This window comes from Bacillus cereus group sp. RP37 (assembly GCF_040459695.1).
In the GTDB taxonomy this organism is placed as follows: Bacteria; Bacillota; Bacilli; order Bacillales; family Bacillaceae_G; genus Bacillus_A.
On sequence record NZ_JARVHP010000001.1, the window covers coordinates 1,299,593 to 1,318,896 of the forward strand.

A 19,304-nucleotide genomic window follows, 5' to 3' on the forward strand; every position below is an offset into this window, starting at 1 on the left:
TTGGTAGAGTATGGCCAAAATGCTAAACTTATCAAGTAAGAGAGGAGAACTAATTAAATGATTAAGCCTTTATATGCAGAAAATATTATAGTAGGTGTAAAATATAAAAATAGGTTCAATTGGTATATAACTGAACCGGATTTATGGTATTTAGATTATAATCAAGCTGGATACGCTCCTAGTGAATATCCAGAAGAAAGAAAAGGCATTCTTATTTTAAATGAGACTACAATAGCTGATTTTTTAGAAAGAATAGAAAAATATGAAAGATTTACAGAAGATATTAGGTTAGAATTTTTAAGGGAACTAAGAACTAATAGAGAAGAAGCCTATTATAATTATAACCCATGTTTCTTGATAGATTTTGATCGTTTAATTTTTTATTCTAATTATCCGGAATCAATATCTTTTGAAGAATATATTCCGAATAACTGGGAAGGTTATTTACAGCGATTTGATGAACAAGTACTCTATGAGTATAGATACTGGGAAGATAAGAATAAAAACTATGTAGTTCGAGATGGTGTAATAGAGAACTTGATTCATTTTTTTCAAAAGAAGAAAAATCGCAAATAGAAAAGAAATTGGGTTAATTATTAGAAAAATTATATAATTCGTGGTATTCTCAATGACACTTAGATTTAACTTCTAAAGATAGCACAGGATGTTCAATAGATGATTAACTCAGCTAAAGAATGGGTAGAAATTTTACATTATAGAATTTTTAATCATCTTCAAGTAAGATTAGCATATGGAAAAGTACTTTCGGGATTTGATCAATCAATTATGATTAGTATTAAAGAATTATTGATTGATATAAAAAATGAAGACCCTGATATGTTTAGTGAATCTGTTAATGAGGTAAGTAGGGACATCTAACCATCTAATGTTTAAAGTTGAAACGATATAAAAGCACATAAAGCAAGTAAGTGCTTTTTTCGTCTTAATATAAAAATAAATGACATGGGACAAACATTAGGAGGATAAATAAGAAAAAAGCCGCCCAACTAAAGTGCACCTCAAATTGTTAGACATGAATAACAATTTGAGGTGCACTTTTTTATATTGAAATGTCATATGTATATTTAGTTAACCGTTTTGATATCATTTATAATAAAAGAGGAAATGAAATTTGTTTTTCAGAGTGTGTAAGGACATACTAGGTATAAAAATATAGTTAAAGAGATGATGAGGATGAAAACAACTAAGAAAACATATTCGTTTTTTCAGCGGATGTGGAGAATATTAAAGTTTCAATATTATAAGTTGCTTCGATCGCCAGAAGGAGCGAAGAAAGTATCATTAGGCTTTGCGATTGGTTTTGGTTTAGAGATGTTGGTCATATATACGGCATCGCTCGTATATATAATATTTTATCCGATTGTTCGAATAGTAAAGGGATCTTTTCCTGCTGCGGTTATTGGCAATATTATTGGAAAAATATCGTTTCTACCGGTATTTTTATTTCCGTTTGCTTATGCACTAGGAAAAATGATATATCCATTTCATGTACAAAAAATACATCATGAACCATTTACGATATCTGATTTGTTTTCGAGTCATATTTTTACGATATTAAAGGGTTTATTGCAGAGTGAAGTGTATGTATTAATTGGAATGACGATTTTAGGAGTTGTGTTTGGTGTAGTTTCATATTTCGTTGTGCATTATTTATATGAAAAGAACCGTAAGTTACGTTTAAAGAACAGAAAGAAACGAGTGAGAGAACCACTCGTGCAAATATAAAGAGTGTCACATTCATTTTCTCCTTTGAATATGTTTAAGAAAAAGGGGGAGAGAATGAATGTATTATTATTACGTACCTCAAGTATACCCATATGTAAATTATTATCCGGTTTATGATATGAGTAGACAATACGAATTATATCGACAACAACAATTACAGCAATTATCACAAATACCACAACAACAGCCTTCGCAAGAACAAAAACCATATTTAACGACATGGCCATATTCAAATGTGTACTATGGTAATTATTACGAATCATAAAGCTGCTTCTATTTAGAAGCAGCTTTATACGTTTGTTTTCAAAATTAAATTTTGAATGGTTTGAAGAGAGTGAATGAGCTTTTCGCGCTCTTCCTCAGATAATGTTTGGAAATTTTCTTTTAATTTGTCTAAAATGAATTGTTGATATTGATTTACTAACAATTTCCCTTCAGCTGTTAGGGAAATTAAAATGACCCGTCGATCTTTTTCGCTATAATGACGCTCTATTAGTTCTTCTTGAATCAGTTTGTTTAATAGAGGTGTCATGTTAGGCCGTGAAATCGCTAGCCGCTTGCCGATTTCGGAAACTGCTAATGTGCCGTTTTCATGCAACAGCAGCAATACTTGTGTATGTGATGGCGGCATATGTCTTTGAGAAGAAAATTCTCCAGGAAGCATAAATTTGCGATAAAAAAGAGGCACTAGCGAAAGAAGATGATCAACAATACGTTCCCACTCGCGTGATTCCATATAAAGGCCCCCTTCCACTCTCATTGTAACAAAAAAGACATGTTATAAAAATAGAATTGTTTCATGGAAACTTTAATATTTGTAGGCTAACACTTTTTTTGTAAATGAATCGGCAATAATCGTATAGCCTTTATCATTTGGGTGTACTTGGTCAAAGAGTAATTCTTTTTTATCATTCGATATTAATTTACGAATTGGTAAAACGATAGATGGTTGATTTGCTTTTGAAATGGAATAAACAGATTCATTCCAGCCATCTAAAAACATATCTGCATAACTTGCGATGGAATCATCAAGTTGTAACGGGTTATAGAGTTCAGAAAGAATGAGTAAAGCATCCGGATTTTGGTCTCGAACTGTCTTTACAATATTTTTTACATCCGCTTCAAAATGCGCTTTTTCTTTATTTAACATTTTAATACCATCTATAACACCGACATCACGATTTAAGCGAAATAAATTATTTCCCCCAATATTAATTGTAATGATATTTGCTGCTCTAATTTTTTGCTTTACATCTTCTGATTGAACTTTTTTAGCGAGACGATCTGTTGTAAGACCGTTTATCCCAAGGTTTTCTACAGTAATTGGTTTATGAATTTGCGCTTCTATTTGTCTGGAGGCTAATTCAGCAAATCCACCTTGTGTTGATCCATAACCTTTAGCGAGTGAATCGCCTAATACGAGATGATAAAAGGAATCGTTTGTTTGCTTATCAATCCAACTTGGAGTAGATGTTTTTTCTGTTTTTTCTTCGGGTTCATTTTGTTTTGTCTCATCGTTCTTTTCAAAATAAGAATAAGAAATGATTAGAAGGAGGAGACAAACAATTGTTAAGATGACTTTTTTCATAAATTCATCCTCCTTGTAATTGGTAATTGTATCATATTCAGCAGTATTAACAATGTAAGGGCATATTATATGTTTATGAAAAGTTTACAATAACTTTTCATAAAATTTGTAGAAGTATGTCAAAAAATATTGACGATATGAAAGAACATTATATATGATAATGTCAGATAAGGTAAAATTCTACATAGTGGGAGCTTTATCTCCCGTTAATTGCTAGTCTTCATCAATTGATCGTTTAAGGGGACTATTCGTTAGCGCAGGATGAAATGAAAATCGTGTATCTAATAGAAGAAAAAAGGTATGTGGTTAGAGACTGATAGAAATTCATTTCATTATTCTTTGGTAATTGTATAAGGGGGATTTTTTGTGAAAAAGTCAAAAAAAATGCTAGCTGGAGCAACTCTTGCTATAGGTGTAATAGCGCCGCAAGTATTGCCAACAACAGCTCATGCGGATGAGAACAACGGGGAGAGTACGGTTAACTTACGAATTCTAGAAACATCAGATATTCACGTTAACTTAATGAATTACGATTATTATCAAACGAAAACAGATAATAAAGTAGGTCTCGTGCAAACTGCAACACTTGTTAACAAAGCACGTGAAGAAGCGAAGAACTCTGTCCTATTTGATGATGGGGATGCATTACAAGGGACACCGCTTGGAGATTATGTAGCGAATAAAATAAATGATCCGAAGAAGCCTGTGGATCCTAGTTATACACATCCATTATATCGTTTAATGAATTTAATGAAGTATGACGTCATCTCTCTTGGGAATCATGAATTTAACTACGGTTTAGACTATTTAAACAAAGTGATTAGTAAAACAGAGTTCCCGGTTATTAACTCGAACGTCTATAAAGATGATAAAGATAATAATGAAGAGAATGACCAAAATTACTTTAAACCATATCATGTTTTTGAAAAAGAAGTAGAAGATGAATCAGGACAAAAACAGAAGGTGAAAATTGGAGTAATGGGATTTGTTCCACCTCAAGTTATGAACTGGGATAAAGCAAATTTAGAAGGAAAAGTTAAAGCAAAAGATATAGTTGAAACAGCGAAGAAAATGGTGCCAAAAATGAAAGCAGAAGGTGCAGATGTTATCGTTGCACTAGCGCATTCCGGTGTTGATAAGAGTGGATACAACGTTGGCATGGAAAACGCGTCGTATTATTTAACAGAAGTTCCTGGTGTAGATGCAGTATTAATGGGGCATTCACATACTGAAGTGAAAGATGTATTTAATGGTATTCCAGTTGTAATGCCTGGTGTCTTTGGAAGTAACCTAGGTATTATTGATATGCAATTGAAAAAGGTAAACGGAAAATGGGAAGTACAAAAAGAGCAATCGAAGCCGCAACTTCGTCCGATTGCTGATAGTAAAGGGAACCCACTAGTAAAATCCGATGAAAAATTAGTTAATGAAATTAAAGATGATCATCAAGCGACAATTGATTATGTGAATACAGCTGTAGGAAAAACGACAGCGCCAATTAATAGTTATTTCTCATTAGTACAAGATGATCCTTCTGTACAACTTGTGACAAATGCACAAAAATGGTATGTAGAAAAGTTATTTGCTGAAAATGGACAATATAGCAAATATAAAGGAATTCCAGTTTTATCTGCAGGTGCACCATTTAAAGCAGGTGGTCGAAACGGTGCTACATATTATACAGATATTCCAGCTGGAACGTTAGCAATTAAAAACGTTGCAGATTTATATGTATATCCAAATACGTTATATGCTGTAAAAGTAAATGGGGCACAAGTGAAAGAATGGCTTGAAATGTCTGCAGGTCAGTTTAATCAAATCGATCCAAAGAAAACAGAAGAACAGCCGTTAGTAAATATAGGCTATCCTACATATAACTTCGATATTTTAGATGGCTTAAAATACGAAATTGATGTAACACAACCGGCGAAATACGATAAAGATGGAAAAGTTGTAAATGCAAATACGAATCGTATTATAAATATGACATATGAAGGTAAGCCAGTAGCTGACAATCAAGAGTTTATCGTCGCTACAAATAACTATCGTGGAAGTAGCCAAACGTTCCCAGGTGTAAGTAAAGGGGAAGTTGTATACCAATCACAAGATGAAACACGTCAAATCATTGTGAAGTATATGCAAGAAACACCAGTTATTGATCCAGCAGCTGATAAAAATTGGACGTTTAAACCAATTGTTGCAGATAAATTAAATACAACATTCGATTCTTCACCAAACGCACAAAAGTATATAAAGAAAGATGGGAAAATATCGTACGTTGGACCATCTGAAAATGAATTTGCTAAATATGCAATTGATATAACGAAGAAGAACGATGATGATAAGGAAACTGGTGGAGAGAATCCAACAACACCGCCAACAGGTGAAGGAAATAATGGAGGAAATCCAACAACGCCACCAACAGGTGAAGGAAATAATGGAGAAAATCCAACGACACCATCAACAGATGAAGGTAAAAATGCAGGATCTGGACAAACTACAACGGATAATCAAAACTCAAAAGAAACAACAACTGTGAGTGAAAATAAAGAAGAACGTGATTTACCGAAAACAGGTACAAGTGTTGTTTCTACAATTGGAGCAGGTTTGGCGTTTGTTGGAGCGGGATTACTTCTGTTATTTAGAAGAAAGAAAGCGAATAGATAGCCGAGAAATATAAAAAGGATTACCGATTCAGGTAATCCTTTTTATTATATTATGAAATTGTTACTGCTTTTTCTTTCTTCCATGAAAGGCCAAATCCAGTAAAGCCGACGATAATGGTTACGACTGGACAAGCTAAACAGAAGATTGCGTATGGAAGGTAATCAAATGTTGGAACACTAAGGACGTTTGTTAAGAATACGCCACTTACACCCCATGGTACGAGCGGGTTAATCACTGTACCTGCATCTTCTAATACGCGTGATAAATTACGACGTTCTAAACCGACTTCATCGTATTTATTAGCGAATGCTTGTCCTGTTAAAACGATGGATAAGTACTGCTCACCGAGTAAGAAGTTTACACCAATTGCAGTTGAAGCAGTAGAAATAATTAAGCGTGTACTATTTTTTACGAAGCTAGAGATGATATTCATTAGCTGCGTGATAATACCCATTCCTTGTAATAATCCTCCCATACAAAGAGCTAGGAAAATAAGCGCAATCGACATCATCATACTTTGTAGACCACCGCGAGATAGTAAGCTATCAATGTCTTTAATACCAGTTTTAGAAACGTAGCCGTCTTGCATAATTTTCATTAAATCAGCTAAAGAAGTGCTAGGTTTGAAAATAAAGAGAATGATGATTCCTACTACGATTCCAGCAAGTAATGTTGGAACTGCTGGAACTTTTTTGAATGCGAATAGGAACAGTAATAAAATTGGAATAAGTGTAACGATAGAAATCGTTGCGTTTTTTTCTAATGTGCTAATAAAGTTTGTGAAGTCAACGTCTCCACTAGTGCCGCTTCCCAAAATGAAAAATGCGATAAAAGCAATAATGAAAGCTGGAACTGTTGTCCAAAGCATGTTACGGATATGCTCAAATAAATCTACACCCGTTACAGCAGGAGCTAAGTTTGTTGTATCAGATAAAGGAGACATTTTATCTCCAAAGAATGCACCAGAAATAATTGCACCAGCGATCAGAGCTGAATCGTATCCGAGAGCACTACCCATTCCCATAAAGGCAAGTCCTACAGTTGCGGCAGTTGTAAAGGCACTACCGATACTTGTTCCAACAATTGCACAAACAACAAAAACAGTTGGAACGAAAATTTTAGGAGATACAAGCTGGAAGCCGTATACCATTAAAGTTGGAATTGTTCCAGCAGCGATCCAAACACTAATTAATACGCCTACAAGTAAGAAAATAAAAATAGATGGAATACCAGCTGAAATACTACTGATCATCCCTTTTTCCATAGTAGACCAAGAGATTTTTTTCATAAATCCAAATGTTAATAAAAGAACGATACCAAATAAAATTGGGATGTGTGGTGAAACTTCTAATTGGATAACACTAAAGCCGATACAGAAAAAGATAAATAATGTTAAAAGAACAGATTCAATTTTTGAAACCATTGTTTTTCCCTCCTAAGTAATCTAAAATAGCTCTTTTTTATATAAAATTCGCCAATATTGTATATTTCCTTCTAAATTTTAGAATTTTGTGACAAATTACCGGTAATTGTTAATCCTTCAATATGATACGGAAATGATTGGATAAAAAAACGTCCCTGCATATAATTATGCAGGGACGAAGAAATCGCGGTACCACCCTAGCTTGTGAAATGAATGTATCACAAAATAAAGGATCGTATGATATGCGTTTATAAAATAAAAACGCCCCTGCAATATATGCAGGGACGAAAAATTCGCGGTACCACCCTAAATTGTGAAACAGTGTCGTTTCACCACTCTTTAGATATAACGGTCTATAACCGTCTTTCACTACTCCGTACGTTTCGCAAAAGAAGCTCCAGGGGGTAATTCATAATTCGCTCTGTACTGGTTCACACCGACCACCAGCTCTCTGAAATCAGAAATCGAAATACTACTAAATCCTATCAATGCCGATTCATATGATGTTAGTTAAATTTTTATCACATTTTCATCTAATATGTCAATAAAAATATTCGATATTTTTTTAGGGGGATAAAGATTAAATATTTTCAATGTTCTAAAATTGTGCGTTATAATGAATTTGAAAGGGGAGGAAAGAGTGAAGAAAAAAATAATTCTTTTTATCACCTTACTAGTCATTGGCGGAAGTGCTGGAATTTACACAGCTTTTGCAGCTGAATCAGAGCAGGCGAAGCAAAAGCAAATACAGCAATCAGAAGTGAAAAAAGTGAAAGAAGCTGAAGAGAAGAAGTCGATGGAAAAAGCAGCTACGAAACTAGGAGTTTCTACTGAAGGGAAAACAAAAGAAGAGGTTACGAAAGAAGTAGATAAAGCTAGGTTTGAGCAGCGCCATGATTTATTAATTGAGCATGCTAAGCAACTTGGAATTGATACAGAAGGAAAAAAAGATGAAGAGATTATTTTAGAAATCGGAAAGATACAACACGGAAAGTAGAACAACTTATCATACGATAAGTTGTTCTTTTTTAAGAACTATTTGATTTAAAAATAATTGACAGTCATTTAGATTTAATGTTAACTATATTTATAAACTAGTTAACATTAGGGGTGACAATTGTGACTGTTAATAGTAATACGACTGAAAAATCATCTTATACATATGAAGAACTATCGGCGAAAAATAAAGCTTATGTATGGCACCCATTTACACAAATGAAGGATTATTTAGAAGAAGATCCTGTCATTATTGAACGTGGAGAGGGAAGAAAGCTATATGATGTAAATGGAAATGAATATTGGGACGGTGTTTCGTCTATTTGGTTAAATGTTCATGGACATCAAGTACCAGAATTAGATGAGGCAATTCGTGAGCAATTAAATAAAATTGCTCATTCTACTATGCTAGGACTTGCTAACGTTCCATCTATTTTATTAGCAGAAAAAATAATTGAAGTTGTACCAGAAGGATTGAAGAAAGTATTCTATTCAGACTCCGGTTCTAGCGCCGTTGAAATTGCAATTAAGATGGCATTTCAATATTGGCAGCATAAAGGAAAACCGAAGAAACAAAGATTTGTTACATTAAAAGAAGCGTATCACGGTGATACAATTGGAGCTGTTTCAGTAGGAGCAATAGACTTGTTTCACCAAGTGTATAGTTCACTTTTATTTGAGGCAATTAAAATGCCTTATCCATATACATATCGTTCTCCTTATGGAAATAATAAGGAGGGAATTGTAAGAAAACATTTAGAAGAAATGGAAGAGCTGCTGAAAGACAAACATGAAGAAATTGCAGCTATTATTGTAGAACCTTTAATGCAAGGTGCTGGAGGCATGATTACAATGCCAAAAGGATACTTAAGAGGGCTACGGGATTTATGTACAAAATATAATGTGTTATTTATTACAGATGAGGTAGCGACTGGATTTGGGCGTACCGGGAAAATGTTTGCATGTGAACATGAAAATGTAACGCCGGATATTTTAACAGCTGGAAAAGGTTTAACGGGCGGATATTTACCAGTTGCAATCACCGTAACGACAGATGAAATTTATAATGCCTTTTTAGGCGAATATGAAGAACAAAAAACGTTTTTCCACGGTCATAGTTATACAGGGAATCCGTTAGGGTGTGCGGTAGCAATTGCGAATCTAGAACTATACGAGAAAACAAATTTAATAGAAGAAGTAGCACGTAAGACGGAATATGTGGCGACGCAATTGGAAGAGCTCTTTGCATATAAACATGTAGGGGATATTCGTCAGTGCGGGTTAATGGTTGGAATTGAACTTGTGAAGAATAAGGAAACGAAAGAAGCGTTTGAATGGACAGAGAGAGTCGGTGTTCAGGTGTGTAAACGCTCAAGAGAGCTGGGCATGATTATACGACCGCTCGGTAATACGATTGTATTTATGCCTCCTCTTGCTTCTACAATGGATGAGATTGATGATATGTTACGTATTTTGTATAAAGCAATCTCGGATGTTACGGAGGGAGAATAATGAGTGGTTTTTTCATAACAGCAACGGATACTGAAGTGGGGAAAACTGTAGTTGCAGGTGCATTAGCAGGTGTATTTAGAGAATTGGGATATAACGTAGGGGTATATAAACCGTTGCAAAGTGGACATGTTGCATCAAATCCAGAGGGAGATGCAGCAAGGTTAAAAGTATTAACAGGTGTACCGACAAAAGAAGATGAAATTTGCCCTTACTCTATTGAAGAACCGCTTGCTCCAAGACTTGCCATGAAGAGAGCTGGAAGAGTAGTACATTTAAAAGACATTATTGATCATTATAATGAACGATTGAAAGAGTGTAATAGTCTATTTGTAGAAGGTGCAGGTGGACTGGCTGTTCCATATACAGAAGACGCTTTAGTAATTGATTTCGCGAAAGAATTACAGCTTCCTCTTATTGTAGTAGCACGCCCTACATTAGGAACAGTAAATCATACAGTTTTAACGATTGCTTATGCAAAGGCACATGGCTTAACAGTAGCAGGTGTAATTTTATCCGGCTGCAAAGAATGTGAAATGGAAAGAGTACAAGAAAATAAAGAAATGATTGAAGAGCTAAGTGGAGTACCGGTTTTAGGTTTATTACCATTCTTTGAAGGTGCGTTTACAAAAGAAGAAGTCTTAGAATCTGCGAAAGAGTATATTATGATTTCAAAATTAGAGGAGTTCATCCGAAATGAATCAACCGTGGCGCACATATCTTCAAACTAAATTACAACAATTACATGAGCAAGGGCAGTATCGCAATTTGCATGTAACAGAACAGGCAGAAGAGACATGGCTTATTCGAGATGAGAAAAGGATGCTAAATTTAGCGTCAAATAATTACTTAGGGTTAGCTGGAGATGAAAGGTTAAAAGAAGCTGCTATTGCATGCACAAGAAAATATGGAACTGGGGCGACAGCATCAAGGCTCGTTGTAGGAAACTATTCACTGTATGAAGAGGTTGAGAAAAGTATATGCGATTGGAAAGGCACCGAAAAAGCCTTAGTTGTAAATAGCGGATATACCGCAAATGTTGGAGTGATTTCTTCATTAGCCTGTCGTCACGATATTGTGTTTAGTGACAAATTAAATCACGCAAGCATCGTTGATGGAATTATATTAAGCGGGGCAGAACATAAAAGGTATCGTCATAATGATTTGGATCATTTAGAGAAGCTGTTGAAAACAGCTTCTCCTGAAAAGCGGAAATTAATCGTAACTGATACTGTTTTTAGTATGGATGGTGATACTGCGTATTTGAGGGAGTTAGTGCAGCTGAAAGAGAAATACGGGGCAATCATTATAGTTGATGAAGCACATGCGAGTGGAATATATGGAATCGGCGGAGCTGGATTATCTCATATAGAAAAAGATCTTGCTCAAAAAATTGATATACATATGGGGACGTTTAGCAAGGCTTTAGGGTGTTATGGTGCGTATTTGACAGGTGATGCAATTTATATAGAATATTTACAAAATATGATGAGAAGCTTTATTTTTACTACAGCTTTACCACCGGGAACATTAGGAGCGGTACAAAAGGCAATTGAAATTGTAAAAAAAGATAATGAGAGAAGAGAGAGACTTATAGAGAATGGGGCATATTTTAGGACACATTTGCTAGAAGCTGGTTTTGATATTGGGAATAGCTCGACACATATAGTACCGATTGTAGTCGGCTCAAATGAAACAGCGTTATGGTTTAGTAAAAGGTTACAAGAGGTAGGTATTGCAGCAATTGCAATTCGTCCACCGACAGTGCCAGTTAATAGTTCACGGATCCGTTTTGCAGTTACGTCTCAACATACAATAGCTGATTTGAAATGGGCTATTCAGCATATTATACGCATTGGTAAAGAAGAGGGGTTTTTCGTATGAAAGAGCTAAAGATTATTTTTATTCCTGGGTGGGGAATGGAAGAAGGTGTTTGGACTTTAGTTCTGCCGTATTTTAAAGGATATTCTGTTCACTGTATCAATTGGCGTAATGTGAAAGAACAAAGTGAATTTGCGGGGCGAATAATAGATGTAGCAAAGGATGAAAATGTAATTTTAGTTGGATGGTCACTAGGGGCGTTAGCAGCAGTTCAAGCTCATAAAAAGATTAAGGCGAAAGGTATCGTTTTAATTGGTGGTACTGCTAAATTTACAAATACGAGCGACTATACAAGTGGATGGAATGCTTTGCATGTAGAACGGCTGAAAAAGAATGTAGCGAGAAAGAAAGAAGATACGCTCAAGCGGTTTTATGAAAATATGTTTACAAAAAATGAGCTGAAAGAGAATAAAAGGTTTGAAGATATGATAAAAGGCTTTAAAGGTGATTCTATTCAGTCTTTGCAAGTAGGTTTGGAGTATTTAATAGAAACAGATATGAGAGAAGAACTGAAAGAAATGAAAGTCCCTATACTACTAATTCATGGAGAGCAGGATGTAATATGCTCATTATCTGCAGCGCGTAGTATGGCGCAGAATGAGAATAGCATGCTCAAGGTAGTAAGGGAGGCTGGACACGCATTGTGTGTGACGAATTTCGAATATTGTGGAAATGAGATAATTCAATTTGTAGAGGGGATACGACATGATCAACAAAACGTTACTACAAAAACGGTTTAACATGGCAGCGGTATCCTACGATCAATATGCAAATGTACAAAAAAAGATGGCACATTCATTACTTTCTACATTGAATCGGCGATATAGTGCAAATTCATCGATACGTATTTTAGAACTTGGATGCGGGACAGGATATGTTACAGAACAATTATCAAACTTATTTCCGAAAGCACATATTACAGCTATTGATTTTGCTCAAAGTATGATTGCGGTTGCGGAAACTAGACGAAATGTGAAAAATGTAACATTTTACTGCGAGGATATTGAAAGATTACGACTAGAAGAAACATATGATGTCATTATTTCGAATGCCACATTTCAATGGCTAAATGATTTAAAACAAGTGATAAGAAATTTATTTCATCATTTGGCTATAGATGGGATATTACTTTTTTCAACGTTTGGGCATGAAACATTTCAAGAATTGCATGCTTCGTTCCAGCGGGCGAAAGAAGAAAAAAATATACAAAATGAAACATCAATTGGGCAACGTTTTTATTCGAAAGGTCAGTTGCGCCATATATGTGAGATAGAAACAGGGGATGTGCATGTTTCTGAAACATGTTACATAGAGAGATTTACAGAAGTTAGGGAGTTTCTGCACTCTATTCGAAAAGTAGGAGCGACCAATAGTAATGAAGAATCATATTGCCAAAGTCCCTCACTCTTTCGTGCGATGCTTCGCATATATGAAAGAGACTTCACGGAAAATGAAGGGATAATGGCGACGTATCACGCTTTATTTATGCATATAACAAAAGAGGGGAAGAGATGAAATGAAACAAGTACAAACAAAAAGGGATTGGAAAAAAATTGCATACGACGTAGTAGAAGAGAAAATGATTACGAAAGAGGATGCAATAGCGATATTAGAAGCTGATGATACAGAAGTTTTAGAAATTATGAATGCAGCTTACATCATTCGCCATCATCACTTTGGTAAGAAAGTAAAATTAAATATGATTATTAATACGAAATCTGGATTATGTCCTGAAGATTGCGGATATTGTTCACAGTCTATTATTTCAGAGGCACCGATTGATAAATATGCATGGCTAACGCAGGAAAAGATTGTAGAAGGAGCACACGAAGCAATTCGCCGTAAAGCGGGTACATATTGTATTGTAGCATCTGGCCGTCGTCCGACAGATAAAGAGGTGAATCACGTAATTGGAGCAGTTAAGGAGATTCGTGAAACGACAGATTTGAAGATTTGTTGTTGTTTAGGTTTCTTAAACGAAGATCAAGCCAGACGTTTAGCAGACGCGGGAGTGCATCGTTATAACCACAATTTAAATACACATGCAAATAATTACGAAAGCATTTGCTCCACTCATACGTATGACGATCGTGTTGATACAGTTCAAAAAGCGAAACAAGCGGGCATTTCACCATGCTCTGGGGCGATTTTTGGAATGGGAGAGACAATAGAAGAGCGTGCTGAAATTGCATTTGAATTACAACGTATAGATGCAGATTCAATTCCATGTAATTTCCTTGTTGCTGTAAAGGGTACGCCGCTTGAAGGACAAAAAGAGTTAACACCAGTAGAATGTTTAAAAGTGCTGGCGATGATGCGTTTTGTAAACCCAACGAAAGAAATTCGCATTTCAGGAGGACGTGAAATCAATTTACGTTCTGTACAGCCAATCGGTTTATTTGCAGCAAACTCTATTTTTGTTGGAGATTACTTAACGACAGCTGGACAAGAACCGACTGCAGACTGGGGTATGATTGAGGATTTAGGGTTTGAGATTGAAGAATGTGCATTATAAGATAGATAAAAAAGCAAACTTGTAAAAGAGTTTGCTTTTTTTGTAAATAAAATGTAATAAATAGTTGTGAACGTTTGATACTATTGGTTTTTGAGCGGAAAAAGAGTTTTGGTGGACGAATTTTCCAAGCCCCAATTGTACATAGTAAATATGTAATTTATATTGGGTTGGAGGATTTTACATGCACAAATATATATTAGCGATTATGACTTGTCTAATTTTACTAAAAGCAATAAGTGCTGATCCAGTTAAGGCCACCGAAAATCCTGAGCAAAAAGAGATGCAACAACGAATTGAACAACATTTTCGAACGAAAGCTGAACATTTTGGATTGAAAACAGAAGGGAAAGATTTAAAGGAAGTACGAAAAGAAATTACTATTATAGAAGAAGCGAAAAAAAGAGAGAATGTATGGAGAACAGCACAAACGCTTCGTATACAAACAGAAGGAAAAACAATGGATGAATTAATAAAAGATGTACGGAAAAAAGTAAAAAAATAAAAAAGAGGCCGCAGCCTCTTTTTATTTTTTTATGCCCATTGTTTTGATAAGTGAGCCATTTCAATCGCAGCAACTGCGGATTCATAGCCTTTATTACCAGCTTTCGTGCCCGCGCGTTCAATCGCTTGTTCAATTGTTTCTGTCGTTAATACACCGAAAATAACTGGTATGTCTGTTTGAAGTGATAAAGATGCAACACCTTTTGCTACTTCGTTACAAACGTAATCGTAATGTGTTGTAGCACCGCGAATTACAGTACCTAACGTAATAACAGCATCATACTTCCCGCTATTAGCCATTTTTTTAGCGATTAAAGGAATTTCAAATGCGCCAGGAACCCAAGCAACATCGATATCAGTTTCTTCTACACCGTGACGCTTTAATCCGTCTAAAGCGCCGCCAAGTAACTTACTTGTAATAAATTCATTAAAACGTCCAACAACAACCCCAACTTTTAATCCTGTACCAACTAAATGACCTTCGAATACCATAATAAATCTCTCCCTTAATTATAAGTTTAGTAAATGTCCTAATTTGTTTACTTTCGTTTGTAAATACGTTTTATTCTCTTCTTTTGTTGGCATTTGCAATGGTACACGCTCGATTACTTCTAAATCGTAACCTTGTAAGCCAGCAATTTTTCGCGGGTTATTCGTTAATAATCGTAAATGTTGTAAACCTAAATCTTTTAAAATTTGAGCGCCAATACCGTAATCACGCAAATCAGCTGGGAATCCAAGCTTTTCATTTGCTTCTACAGTATCGAAGCCTTCTTCTTGTAACTTATAAGCGCGAAGCTTATTAAGAAGCCCAATACCTCGTCCTTCTTGTCTCATATAAAGAAGAACGCCTTTGCCTTCACGCTCAATTTGAGCCAGTGCAGCATGGAGTTGTGGTCCGCAATCACAGCGGCACGAGCCAAATACATCTCCTGTTAAACATTCTGAATGAACGCGTACAAGTACAGGCTCTCCTGTTGAAATATCACCTTTTACGAGTGCGATATGCTCTTTCGAATCCAATGAATTAGAATAGCCAATTGCATGGAAAGTACCGAAATCTGTAGGTAATGTAATTTCCACTTCTCGCGTCACTAATGTTTCATGGTGGCGGCGATAAGCAATTAAATCTTCTATTGTAATCATTTTTATATCAAATTGTTTTGCGCACTGTATTAAATCAGGTACGCGTGCCATCGTACCGTCCTCATTAATAATTTCGCAAATAACTCCAGCTGGTTCTGCTCCGCAAAGCTGTGCTAAATCGACAGCAGCTTCTGTATGACCAGCACGGCGCAGGACACCGCCTTCTTTCGCAATTAATGGAAAGATATGTCCAGGACGATTGAAATCAGCACCTTTTGATGCAGGATTTAATAATTCTTGTATCGTAGTTGCACGTTCGTGGGCACTAATCCCTGTTGTTGTAGAAACATGATCAATACTCACTGTAAATGCAGTATGATGCGAATCTGTATTATGAGCTACCATTGGTTCTAATTGTAGACGTTCTGCGTACCCTTCCGTAATCGGTACACAAACGAGACCACGTCCATGTGTAATCATAAAGTTAATTGTTTCTGGCGTAATATACTCTGCTAAAGCGATAAAATCGCCTTCATTTTCACGGTTTTCATCATCACATACAATAACGACTTTTCCTTGTTTTAAATCTTCTAGAGCTTCTTCAATACGATGAAACATCATGCTTCCCCCTTATAGAAATCCGTTTTCTTGTAAAAAGCTTTCGCTCATTGAACCTGTTCGTTTTACAGGTTTAGAAATAAAGCGTTCGATGTATTTACCAATCATGTCACACTCAATGTTTACGATGTCACCGGCATTCTTTTCTCCGATAACAGATTCACTTACTGTGTGCGGGATGAGTGAAATTGTAATGGAAGATTCGTCTATATCAAATATTGTTAAACTCGTTCCATCAACAGCGACGGACCCTTTATGCAAACAATAGCGTAGCAATTCATCAGAAATAGCTATTTTGTAATAGAGGGCATTATAATGTTGTTTTTTGTTTAATATCGTTCCGATGCCATCGATATGTCCTGAAACGAAATGTCCACCGAATCGTCCGTTTGCAGCCATTGCTCGCTCTAAATTTACTTTACAGTGCGGTTTAAGCATGCGAAGGGATGTTGATTGCATCGTTTCGGGCATTGCATCCACTGTGAATGAAGTTGTTGTGAAACTCGTTACAGTTAAGCAAATACCGTTAACCGCGATACTGTCACCTAAGTGAACATCTGATAAAATTTTATTTGCATGGATCGTTAACTTCATCGATTCTCCGCTTTGTTGCATGTTTGCAATCGTTCCTAATTCTTCTACAATTCCTGTAAACATTCCGTCACCTCACTTCGGGCATTCGCAACGATTTTTATATCATCGCCAATTTGTTTCATCTCTTGAATTTCCAAGGAAAGTGCATCTTGTAATTTTGAAAAACCATTTCCGCCAAATAAAGTAGGAGCGTCTTGCCCGCCAATTAATTTTGGGCTTATATAAGTCACAATTTCATTGAAATACTTTGTTTGTAAGAAACTCGTATGAACTGTTTGACCACCTTCGACGAAAAGAGAAAGGATTTGTTTTTCGCCAAGTAAGTGTAAGAGATCTTGGATTTCAATTTGCTTCGTTTTCATTTGGAAAATAGCTATATTTTCAGATTCATAAGAAGCTATTTTCTCTTTATTTACATCCTTACCGACAATAATCCATGTCGGTGCTAAACCATCTGTTATGACATGAGAAGATGGTGGCGTTCGTAAATGGTTATCTAAAATAACGCGAATAGGATGTTTCCCCCCATTTGGAATTCTTGTCGTTAAATGTGGATTATCAGCGATAACCGTATTCACTCCAACGAGAATCGCATCATGTGTATGGCGATATTGGTGAACATCAGCTCGTGCTTCTTCCCCTGTAATCCACTTACTTTCACCAGTTACAGTTGCTGTTTTTCCATCTAAGCTCATCGCTGTTTTTATTGTTACAAATGGGCGTTTCGTTTTCATGTAGTGAAAAAAGTAACGATTTAATAAAACTGCTTCTGCTTCAAGAACACCGGTAGTTACTTCGATACCAGCTTCTTCTAATCTCCTTTTTCCATTACCAGAAACGAGAGGATTGCAATCAAGAGTAGCAATTACAACCCGTTTGACTCCTTTTTTGATGAGCAATTCACAGCAAGGTGGTGTTTTTCCAAAATGGCTACAAGGTTCAAGAGTTACATAAACGGTAGCTCCTTTTGCCTTCTCACCAGCCATATGAAGGGCGTGAACTTCTGCGTGTCCTTCACCAGCACGTAAATGGGCGCCCATACCGACGATGTTTCCATCTTTTATAACAACAGCACCAACCATAGGATTTGGGCTTGTTTGCCCAGATGTCCCTTCTGCTAACTGCAAGGCAATCCTCATATATTCTTGATCTGTCATTCTCTTCACCTCTCCTAAAAAAATCAAAAAACCCCAAGGATTTAATATCCTTGGGGTTTGGGAGACGTGATTTCTAGAAATATAGTTTGAATACGAAAGCATAGGAAAGAAACCTAACGATAATTGATATTTCTGCATAAGGAAAAAGCCTAGCAAAATATCGAATTTTTCAAACGCTAGTTGTCTCTTTTTATTTCAGTATAAAAAAATGAGTATAGAAAACTAAACATATATAAAGAATCAAAATGAACCTTTAAAAATATGCATACTGAAATAAAAGTGTATTCACTATATAAAAAACTAGAAACATATCCTTCTCCCATCCAGACTATACTGTCGGCCCTAGAGTTTCACTAGATCCACCGTTTTCAAGTTGAAAACGGGTCACGGACTTAGAAGTTTGCACTTCATCACCGCCGGTTGGGAATTTCACCCGACCCCGAAGGATGTTGTTTGCTCAAATTATAGCACAAAAAAAATAAAAGGCTAGAAAAAAATATTCGAATGTGAAGAATTGTGTGAAAATATATGTAGGCTGGAATGGAGACAAAAGTATTAGAAATGTTGTAAGGAGAAGGGATATAACGGAGTTACTAAAAAGAAAAAACATGCACAAAAAAATGTGCATGTCACATGTTAAATTATTCTGCCTCTGGTGCTCTAACAACAGACTCGAATTTACCTTTATGCGAAGCATCGCAATAAGGCATATTTTTTGATAAACCACAACGGCATAAAGAAAATGCCGGTTTTGCTGGGAATACATTCCCTTGTGAATCGACTAATTCCACGTCCCCTGTAACGCGAAAAGAGCCATTATCATTTACTTTAATTTGTACTTTTGCCAACGTTATCCCTCCTTCCCAAACGCTTAATTCCATCATATAATCAAGAGAAGTGCTTGACAATATAAAGTGAAACTTTAATCAATGGGGGAGGTATCCCCCGCTGATTATTAGTTGAACCAATCGGGCTTTTAGGGGCAGTTAATCTCCCACCTAACTTCTTTGTTTCAGCCGAATT

The 19,304-nt window shown here is 35.9% G+C and carries 20 protein-coding genes, 1 pseudogene, 1 riboswitch and 1 other annotated feature; of the genes and pseudogenes, 13 read left to right on the forward strand and 8 right to left on the reverse strand.

Annotation, left to right across the window (positions count from 1 at the left end; all coding sequences use genetic code 11):
* Positions 1-57: 57 nt before the first annotated feature.
* From QCI44_RS06960 to QCI44_RS06975, 4 genes and pseudogenes are all read left to right on the forward strand, one after another.
* The gene (locus QCI44_RS06960) at positions 58-576 is read left to right on the forward strand and encodes a hypothetical protein (RefSeq protein ID WP_016086388.1); all 519 of its coding nucleotides are present in this window, start codon (positions 58-60) and stop codon (positions 574-576) included.
* Positions 577-675: 99 nt separating this feature from the next.
* Positions 676-879: pseudogene (locus QCI44_RS06965) on the forward strand (Imm30 family immunity protein); the annotation flags it as partial.
* 306 nt (positions 880-1,185) lie between these two features.
* Complete coding sequence (locus QCI44_RS06970; RefSeq protein ID WP_080117867.1) at positions 1,186-1,746, forward strand: DUF2062 domain-containing protein; 561 nt, start codon at positions 1,186-1,188, stop codon at positions 1,744-1,746.
* A 58-nt stretch (positions 1,747-1,804) separates the two neighbouring features.
* Positions 1,805-2,011, forward strand: coding sequence for a hypothetical protein (locus tag QCI44_RS06975; protein WP_016086391.1), 207 nt, complete (start codon positions 1,805-1,807; stop codon positions 2,009-2,011).
* Between the two features lie 24 nt (positions 2,012-2,035).
* Here the strand turns inward: QCI44_RS06975 and QCI44_RS06980 are convergent, their stop codons facing one another.
* Positions 2,036-2,482, reverse strand: coding sequence for a MarR family winged helix-turn-helix transcriptional regulator (locus QCI44_RS06980; RefSeq protein ID WP_000445819.1), 447 nt, complete (start codon positions 2,480-2,482; stop codon positions 2,036-2,038).
* A 72-nt stretch (positions 2,483-2,554) separates the two neighbouring features.
* Positions 2,555-3,334, reverse strand: coding sequence for a GDSL-type esterase/lipase family protein (locus QCI44_RS06985; protein ID WP_016086392.1), 780 nt, complete (start codon positions 3,332-3,334; stop codon positions 2,555-2,557).
* A gap of 366 nt (positions 3,335-3,700) precedes the next feature.
* On the opposite strand from QCI44_RS06985, the gene cpdB reads away from it, so the two are divergent.
* A complete protein-coding gene (cpdB, locus tag QCI44_RS06990; RefSeq protein WP_016086393.1) occupies positions 3,701-6,001 on the forward strand; it encodes a bifunctional 2',3'-cyclic-nucleotide 2'-phosphodiesterase/3'-nucleotidase in 2,301 nt (766 codons plus the stop codon).
* A gap of 49 nt (positions 6,002-6,050) precedes the next feature.
* On the opposite strand, the gene nhaC is transcribed toward cpdB, so the two are convergent.
* On the reverse strand, positions 6,051-7,424 hold the full coding sequence (gene nhaC, locus QCI44_RS06995) for a Na+/H+ antiporter NhaC (protein WP_098986691.1): 1,374 nt from the start codon (positions 7,422-7,424) through the stop codon (positions 6,051-6,053).
* Between the two features lie 277 nt (positions 7,425-7,701).
* Positions 7,702-7,922 (reverse strand) — a binding site (T-box leader).
* Between the two features lie 142 nt (positions 7,923-8,064).
* Between nhaC and QCI44_RS07000 the strand changes: the two genes are divergently transcribed.
* From QCI44_RS07000 to QCI44_RS07035, 8 genes are all read left to right on the forward strand, one after another.
* Entirely contained in the window at positions 8,065-8,421 is a 357-nt protein-coding gene (locus QCI44_RS07000) for a hypothetical protein (protein ID WP_116349046.1), read from the forward strand.
* A 122-nt stretch (positions 8,422-8,543) separates the two neighbouring features.
* Positions 8,544-9,932 (forward strand): adenosylmethionine--8-amino-7-oxononanoate transaminase, encoded by a 1,389-nt coding sequence (bioA, locus tag QCI44_RS07005; protein WP_016086396.1) that lies wholly within the window; start codon positions 8,544-8,546, stop codon positions 9,930-9,932.
* Complete coding sequence (gene bioD, locus QCI44_RS07010) at positions 9,932-10,660, forward strand: ATP-dependent dethiobiotin synthetase BioD (RefSeq protein WP_353811060.1); 729 nt, start codon at positions 9,932-9,934, stop codon at positions 10,658-10,660. The genes bioA and bioD overlap by 1 nt, the downstream gene beginning before the upstream one ends.
* Positions 10,626-11,813 (forward strand): 8-amino-7-oxononanoate synthase, encoded by a 1,188-nt coding sequence (bioF, locus tag QCI44_RS07015; RefSeq protein WP_016135311.1) that lies wholly within the window; start codon positions 10,626-10,628, stop codon positions 11,811-11,813. The genes bioD and bioF overlap by 35 nt, the downstream gene beginning before the upstream one ends.
* Entirely contained in the window at positions 11,810-12,550 is a 741-nt protein-coding gene (locus QCI44_RS07020) for an alpha/beta fold hydrolase (RefSeq protein WP_088084328.1), read from the forward strand. The genes bioF and QCI44_RS07020 overlap by 4 nt, the downstream gene beginning before the upstream one ends.
* Entirely contained in the window at positions 12,516-13,325 is an 810-nt protein-coding gene (bioC, locus tag QCI44_RS07025) for a malonyl-ACP O-methyltransferase BioC (RefSeq protein WP_088084327.1), read from the forward strand. The genes QCI44_RS07020 and bioC overlap by 35 nt, the downstream gene beginning before the upstream one ends.
* A 1-nt stretch (position 13,326) precedes the next feature.
* Positions 13,327-14,325, forward strand: coding sequence for a biotin synthase (bioB, locus tag QCI44_RS07030; RefSeq protein ID WP_016086401.1), 999 nt, complete (start codon positions 13,327-13,329; stop codon positions 14,323-14,325).
* A gap of 181 nt (positions 14,326-14,506) precedes the next feature.
* Positions 14,507-14,827 carry a hypothetical protein gene (locus QCI44_RS07035; RefSeq protein ID WP_000549786.1) on the forward strand — a complete coding sequence of 107 codons (321 nt, stop codon included), beginning with the start codon at positions 14,507-14,509 and terminating at the stop codon, positions 14,825-14,827.
* A gap of 29 nt (positions 14,828-14,856) precedes the next feature.
* Here QCI44_RS07035 and ribH read toward each other — a convergent pair whose 3' ends face one another.
* From ribH to QCI44_RS07060, 5 genes are all read right to left on the reverse strand, one after another.
* The gene (gene ribH / locus QCI44_RS07040; protein WP_000230900.1) at positions 14,857-15,318 is read right to left on the reverse strand and encodes a 6,7-dimethyl-8-ribityllumazine synthase; all 462 of its coding nucleotides are present in this window, start codon (positions 15,316-15,318) and stop codon (positions 14,857-14,859) included.
* An 18-nt stretch (positions 15,319-15,336) separates the two neighbouring features.
* The gene (gene ribBA, locus QCI44_RS07045; protein ID WP_016086404.1) at positions 15,337-16,530 is read right to left on the reverse strand and encodes a bifunctional 3,4-dihydroxy-2-butanone 4-phosphate synthase/GTP cyclohydrolase II; all 1,194 of its coding nucleotides are present in this window, start codon (positions 16,528-16,530) and stop codon (positions 15,337-15,339) included.
* Positions 16,531-16,542: 12 nt separating this feature from the next.
* Entirely contained in the window at positions 16,543-17,187 is a 645-nt protein-coding gene (gene ribE, locus QCI44_RS07050) for a riboflavin synthase subunit alpha (RefSeq protein WP_016086405.1), read from the reverse strand.
* Positions 17,169-18,281 carry a bifunctional diaminohydroxyphosphoribosylaminopyrimidine deaminase/5-amino-6-(5-phosphoribosylamino)uracil reductase RibD gene (gene ribD, locus QCI44_RS07055; protein WP_353811061.1) on the reverse strand — a complete coding sequence of 371 codons (1,113 nt, stop codon included), beginning with the start codon at positions 18,279-18,281 and terminating at the stop codon, positions 17,169-17,171. The genes ribE and ribD overlap by 19 nt, the downstream gene beginning before the upstream one ends.
* Before the next feature lie 307 nt (positions 18,282-18,588).
* A riboswitch (FMN riboswitch) is annotated at positions 18,589-18,732 on the reverse strand.
* Between the two features lie 190 nt (positions 18,733-18,922).
* On the reverse strand, positions 18,923-19,129 hold the full coding sequence (locus QCI44_RS07060) for a CDGSH iron-sulfur domain-containing protein (RefSeq protein WP_001151582.1): 207 nt from the start codon (positions 19,127-19,129) through the stop codon (positions 18,923-18,925).
* Between the last annotated feature and the right edge of the window lie 175 nt (positions 19,130-19,304).